This window comes from Magnetococcales bacterium, assembly GCA_015228935.1.
Classification (GTDB): Bacteria; Pseudomonadota; Magnetococcia; order Magnetococcales; family DC0425bin3; genus HA3dbin3.
On the sequence record JADGCO010000164.1, the window covers coordinates 1 to 5,883 of the forward strand.

Genomic DNA, 5,883 nt, shown 5'->3' on the forward strand with positions numbered 1-5,883 from the left:
AGGAAGGGCACAGCCCTTCCTCTTGGACCTCCATCCCAGTTTTTCATTCGTTTTTTTTGAAATTAATAAGTTATTAGACAGCCTCTCAGTCAATCCTTTTCAAGATCGATCACTCCTTGAACGAGCTTCACCAGCAAATGCCTGTCATTCAATAATTTTAGGAACCCGGAAAAATCCTTCGGAAACAGGATCCGGGGCACAGGCCAGCAGGGCTTCGCGCTGATTGCTGTTGACCACCTGGTCGGCACGCTCCGGGAGGTTCATGGCCACGGCATGGGACATGGGAGCGACGGCATCGGTATCCAACTGATCGAGACGTTGCATCAATTGCAAAATATTGGAAAGCTGTTTTGCATAAATGGCCTCTTCCTGGTCGGTGATGTTCAGGCGGGCCAGGGTGGCGACATGACGCACGGTTTCCGGGGTGATGGTCATGGGGTATCGATGCCTCACGGAATGGTGTTCATGGATGCCGGCGGGGGTCGCACCGGCTGGATGGGCAACGTCAGGATGGCAATCAGGCCACGTTCATCACCATTTTTCAGGACCAACTCGCCACCATGGGCCTGGGCAATATTACGGGCAATGGAAAGCCCGAGTCCAGTGCCTCCCGAGCGCCGATTGCGCGACCCTTCCAGGCGCACGAAAGGCTCGAAAACCCGGTTGAGGTCGGCCTCGGGAATGCCCGGACCGTCATCGGCCACGGTGATGCAGAGGGTATTGCCGGTAATGGCCGCCCGCAGATAGGCCCTTTGCCCATAGACAATGGCGTTGACCACGAGATTGTCCAGACAACGCTTCAAACTTTTGGGTTTGACGACCATGGGGGGCAGGGATTCACTGCTGACGGTGACTTCACGTCCCATCTCTTCCTGTTCGATCTGGATGGTCTCCAGCATGGCCAGGACATCGACCATTTCCGACGTTTCGCTCCCTTCCATGCCGCGAATGAAGGCGAGTGCCGAGGCGGCCATCTCTTCCATCTCCTCCAGGTCACGCAAGGTTTTATCCTTGATCTGGCCGTCGTCCATCATTTCGGTACGAAGCCGCATGCGGGTAATGGGGGTTTTGAGGTCATGGGAGAGGGCGGCCAGCAGTTGGGTGCGTTCCTGGACATAGCGCAACAGGCGTCCCTGCATGGTATTGAAGGCATGGGCAGCCTGTTTCAATTCGCGGGAGCCTACCTCGGCCAGAGGTGGATTGCGAATATCCCGACCCAGGGCTTCGGCGGCCTCGGCCAACAGGGTCAGGGGACGGGTGGCCAGCCGCACAGCCAGCAAAGAGATGAAAATCAAACCGGCCAGGAGAATCGACAACGGCAACAGAAGCTGCTTGGGCCAGTCGAAAATCTCCCCGGGCAACCGGTTGTGAAACACGGCCCAGGTTCCATCCTGAAAACGCACGCGGATGCGAAACGACGTTCCCCGAGGCAGCAGGGACTGGGTTTTATCATCCAGCGGAGCCAGAATCGGATGCCCCCCTGTCGGGGGGGTGTATCTGCCCGGTGTTTCCGGACAGTAGCCCTGGGCTACAGATGGATATCCCGATTTCCCCGGTCCCTGTCCCAACCCCTGCTCTTGTCCCTGTCCTTGTCCTTGTCCCTGCCCGGCCCCCTGCCATACCCCCTGTCCCTGCCCCTGCCCGGCCCCCTGCCATACCCCCTGTCCCTGCCCTGGCCCCTGCCATACTCCCTGTCCCTGTCCCTGCCCGGCTCCCTGCCATACCCCCTGTCCCTGCCCGGCTCCCTGCCATACCCCCTGCCCTTGCCATGCACCCTGCCCCACTCCGGCACCCTGCCCCACTCCGGCACCCTGTCCCAACCCGGCACCCTGCCCCACTCCGGCACCCTGTCCCACTCCGGCACCCTGTCCCACTCCGGCACCCTGCCCCACTCCGGCACCCTGTCCGCCTGTCGGATAGCTGCCGGAACCGGCACCTGTTCCGGTTATGGCAGGCACATAGGTTCCGTGTCCAAGGCCAAATACCGGGCCACCGGGTGGATAGTTCGTGGTGCCGAACCCCGATCCCATTCCCGGCATGCCAGGCAGATAGCCAACAGGACCAAACCCCATCCCTGCCATGGCCACGGGAAGGCTTCCGGGGGCAGAAACACCGGGTGGATGGTTGCCGGGCAACAAAAAACCGGGAGAATAGATTCCGGAACCGAGGGTACCCGTGGCATGACCACCGCCGGTTCCATCACCGGGCAGACTGCCACCGGAAGCCGTCCCGGTTCCGCCACTTCCGGTACCTGGATTGGCACTCCGTGACCCGGGAAGAGAGGTCCCCGTCATTCCTGAAGTACCAGATCCGGCAACCGTCCCGTGCGTTCCTCCACCCGGTTGGCCGGAGCTGGATATTCCCGGATATGTTGCTGAGCCGCTTTCGCCATCCTTGAGAGTGAGAGATGCAGGCAGCTCCCGGTCCGCTGCCACAGCCACGGTGGTCACCCGGATCGACCAGCGACCATTCAGGTAACGTTCCAGGAGTGCCTGCACAAAAGCCGATTGCTGGTCGTTGCCTTCCAATTCCGCATCGACCGGTTCTTTTTGGCTGAACTGGATGGTTTGCAAGGGGGTTTTCAAGACGGCGGCCACCCGGCGCCGCTCCATGTCGGACATGGGATCCAGGAGCTGGATGACATCGGCGATGCGCTGTGCGGTTTGGAGGCTGCCGGCGGTATAGAGGGCCTGTCCCCGATCATAGAAATGGATGGCGGCACTCGCCAGCAGGGCCAGGGTCATACCACCGGCCAAAACAAGCATGAGCCGCCCAAACAATCCGCCAGGCAATATCCGGCATAAAAACCGGATCAACCCGTTCATGGGAGGATATCCACCTTGGCGGCCATCATGTAGCCATGGCCACGCACGGTACGAATGATGATCGGATCCTTGCTCTCTTCGCGCAGGCGTTTGCGCAGGCGTCCGATCTGGACATCAATACCCCGCTCGAACGGACTTGACTCCCGTCCTGCATACAACTCCATGATGCGATCCCGATCCAACACCTCGCCGGCATGACTCAAGAATATGCGCAACAGATTGTATTCCTTGCGACTCAAGGGAACCACCACGCCATCGGGCGATTTGAGTTGCCGGGTCGGTATATCCAGGACCCAACCGGCAAATCCGATCCGACGGGCAACGACCTCCTTGCCGGCCACCGGCAAGGCACGGGCACGCCGCAACACGCTTTTGATGCGGGCCAGCAACTCGCGTGGATTGAACGGTTTGGGCAGGTAATCATCGGCACCCATTTCCAGACCGATGATGCGGTCGGTCTCTTCCACCCGGGCGGTGAGCATGATGACCGGCAGATTGGCCGTGGCCGGATCCGCCCGCAAATTGCGGCACAAGGTCAAACCATCCTCCCCCGGCAGCATCAGGTCCAGAATGACCATATCCACCTGTTCCCGGGTAAGTTCCGCACGCAGGTGGGAACCATCGGGCAGGGTCCGGCAATCATAGCCGTTTTTCAACAGATAGCCCTGCAACAGATCCCGGGTCTCCTCGTCATCTTCCACCACCAGAATCCGGTCCCGCTCCGACATGGTGCCACCTCGAAAAACAAATGAAAAACCGGGGTTCCGGGCTGAAGTCCCACCGGATTGCCGATCCGCTGGACTGCGCATGAATTCTCTTCGTTCATTTTCCCGTAAATCCATCTTTTCGTCCAGGCAAATCTGCCCTCAATTCCCTCCCCTCCCCTGGCAAAATCCCGGTAATAACTCTTGATAAATGGTTACCGTTTGACAATACAATTCAATTTTCTGTATCCTTCCGACCTCATGTGTGTCTCGTAAACCAAGCACGTGACCCGGAAAGAGGATGACGAGTGTGGACAATCGATTGGATGATAAAAACTCTGAATGGTTCAAGGATTATTCCAACGATTTCAGATCACACAGAAAAAGACAGTTTTTCTCCATTTTCTACCAGGCCGGTGAAATCATTACCAACCCAGAGGTCAAGTCTGTTCTGGAATTCGGCTCTGGACGAAACGTGACAAAAGCGCTTGTTGAACATTTTGGCATCAGGCATGTCAGTGTCGATCAAAACCCGAATTTTATTTCCGATTTCAATGGCGACCTTGGATTATTCACAAGCACGGAAACCTATGACATGGTTTGCGCATTTCAAATGCTGGAACACAATCCATTGGAAAAAATTGGCGGGATATTAGAAAAATTCAGGGACCTGAGTCAAAAATATGTATTCATCAGCGTTCCGTTCAGTGGAAGATCGGGTTCTTTTTCCATTCAGACCAATATAGCTTTATTATCTTTCTCGCTGATTCGCTGTTTTACATGGGATCGTCTGCGCAAAATTGTTCGCCCAACTGAAAAATACCAAAAACTTCCGCCAGAAAAAAAATATGGCCCACATTGGTGGGAGGTTGGCGATAAAAATTTCACGCTTGGTGATATGAATGCCTTGTTGGACAGGAGCGGCCTGAAAACCGTCAAGCGTTTCCACAATGAATTCTATCCATACCATTTATTTTATTTACTGGAAAAAAAAGTCTGATCGGAAATCAATTTTTTGGCATGATCCAAGCGGCGATCAAGGCCGATTTTTTTATCCGTCTCTATTCCGATTCCGGTTTGAGTTGCCGATTCATGAGGTCTTCCACCACGGAACGGGGCGATCTCTGTCCGTACAAAATGTCGTGGACAGCAGCGGTGATCGGCATGTCGATCCCGTGATGGGCGGCCAACTGGTGGACTGCCCGGGTGGTGCGAACCCCCTCGGCCACTTCGCGCATGCCGGCCTGGATTCCGGCGAGAATTTCACCCTGTCCCAGACGAAACCCCACGGTACGGTTGCGGGAAAGCTCCGAGGTGGCCGTCATGAGCAAATCTCCCAGACCGGAGAGTCCGGAGAAAGTTTCCAGGCGTCCCCCCATGCGAACTCCCAGACGGATGATTTCGGCCAAACCCCGGGTGATGATGGCTGCCCGGGCACTGTGGCCAAAACCCAGGCCATCGCTGATGCCGGCGGCCAGGGCAACGACATTTTTCAAGGCTCCCCCCAGTTCGACACCGATCACATCGTCCGTGGAATAGGTGCGAAACCGGGGCGTGGAAAACAGTTCCTGAATGGTGGTCACCGTGGCAGAATTTTTCCCGGCAATCACCACGGCAGCCGGATGACCGAGCATCACCTCCCGGGCAAAGGAGGGACCCGACAAAAAACAGGCACGTTGGGCCAGGGATGCCCCCAGAATTTCTGCATAGAGTTCCGAGATCAACACCAGACGGGACTCTTCAATGCCCTTGCTCGCACAAACCAGGATGACATCCGGGCGCAGGTGGGGCCGCAAACGATCCAAAAGACCCCGGGTGACCTGGGTGGGAGCCACCATGACCAGGACCTCATGCCGGGCAGCAACCACGGCCAGATCGGTAGCAACGGCAATGTTGCCCGGCAGGGACAGGTCGGAGAGAAACAGGGGGTTACGTTGGTGTTGGGCAATGCCTGCGGCAACCTCGGCTTCATGACACCACAGGGTGACCTGGGCAAGCTTGCCCGCCAGAAGCGTGGCCAGGGCCGTGCCCCACGAACCGGCCCCGATCACGGCCACGGAAGGGAGTGACGCTTTGAAATTCAAGATCATGTGTGACAGAATCGCCTCCCGGGTAACCAGATATTCAGCATGATCTGTCATGATTGAAGAAAATTTTCAGGTCCTGTGTGACAGGATCAACTCCAGATGACCCGATGTCTGGCATGATCTTTCATGATTTCGGGCAGTGCAAGGAAGATGTGGAAATTTCGTAACTATTCAGCACTCTTTCAAGAAAAGCCTGAATATGAAAGCCTTTGTCAGGGCTTCGCCCCGAACCCCACCAGGACTCCGTCCTGGACCTGCCAGGGAGCC

At 56.8% G+C, this 5,883-nt stretch carries 5 protein-coding genes; 1 reads left to right on the top strand and 4 read right to left on the bottom strand.

Features of this window, described 5'->3' with window-relative positions:
• Positions 1-144: 144 nt before the first annotated feature.
• The 3 genes from gatC to HQL65_20065 are packed head-to-tail and all read right to left on the bottom strand — an operon-like array spanning position 145 to position 3,553.
• Positions 145-435: an Asp-tRNA(Asn)/Glu-tRNA(Gln) amidotransferase subunit GatC gene (gatC, locus tag HQL65_20055; GenBank protein MBF0138530.1), complete on the bottom strand. Its 291-nt coding sequence runs from the start codon at positions 433-435 to the stop codon at positions 145-147.
• Between the two features lie 14 nt (positions 436-449).
• Positions 450-2,825 (bottom strand): HAMP domain-containing protein, encoded by a 2,376-nt coding sequence (locus tag HQL65_20060; protein ID MBF0138531.1) that lies wholly within the window; start codon positions 2,823-2,825, stop codon positions 450-452.
• A complete protein-coding gene (locus HQL65_20065) occupies positions 2,822-3,553 on the bottom strand; it encodes a response regulator (GenBank protein MBF0138532.1) in 732 nt (243 codons plus the stop codon). The genes HQL65_20060 and HQL65_20065 overlap by 4 nt, the downstream gene beginning before the upstream one ends.
• Positions 3,554-3,830: 277 nt before the next feature.
• Between HQL65_20065 and HQL65_20070 the strand changes: the two genes are divergently transcribed.
• Positions 3,831-4,529, top strand: a complete 699-nt coding sequence (locus HQL65_20070; protein MBF0138533.1) for a hypothetical protein — start codon at positions 3,831-3,833, stop codon at positions 4,527-4,529.
• A 61-nt stretch (positions 4,530-4,590) separates the two neighbouring features.
• Here HQL65_20070 and HQL65_20075 read toward each other — a convergent pair whose 3' ends face one another.
• A complete protein-coding gene (locus tag HQL65_20075) occupies positions 4,591-5,619 on the bottom strand; it encodes an NAD(P)-dependent glycerol-3-phosphate dehydrogenase (GenBank protein MBF0138534.1) in 1,029 nt (342 codons plus the stop codon).
• Positions 5,620-5,883: the final 264 nt, after the last annotated feature.

What these genes read in the sequence shown, in the direction of transcription:
- gatC (MBF0138530.1), bottom strand. Translation starts at nt 435, where the DNA reads ATGACCATCACCCCGGAAACCGTGCGTCATGTCGCCACCCTGGCCCGC.
- HQL65_20060 (MBF0138531.1), bottom strand. Translation starts at nt 2,825, where the DNA reads ATGAACGGGTTGATCCGGTTTTTATGCCGGATATTGCCTGGCGGATTG.
- HQL65_20065 (MBF0138532.1), bottom strand. Translation starts at nt 3,553, where the DNA reads ATGTCGGAGCGGGACCGGATTCTGGTGGTGGAAGATGACGAGGAGACC.
- HQL65_20070 (MBF0138533.1), top strand. Translation starts at nt 3,831, where the DNA reads ATGACGAGTGTGGACAATCGATTGGATGATAAAAACTCTGAATGGTTC.
- HQL65_20075 (MBF0138534.1), bottom strand. Translation starts at nt 5,619, where the DNA reads ATGATCTTGAATTTCAAAGCGTCACTCCCTTCCGTGGCCGTGATCGGG.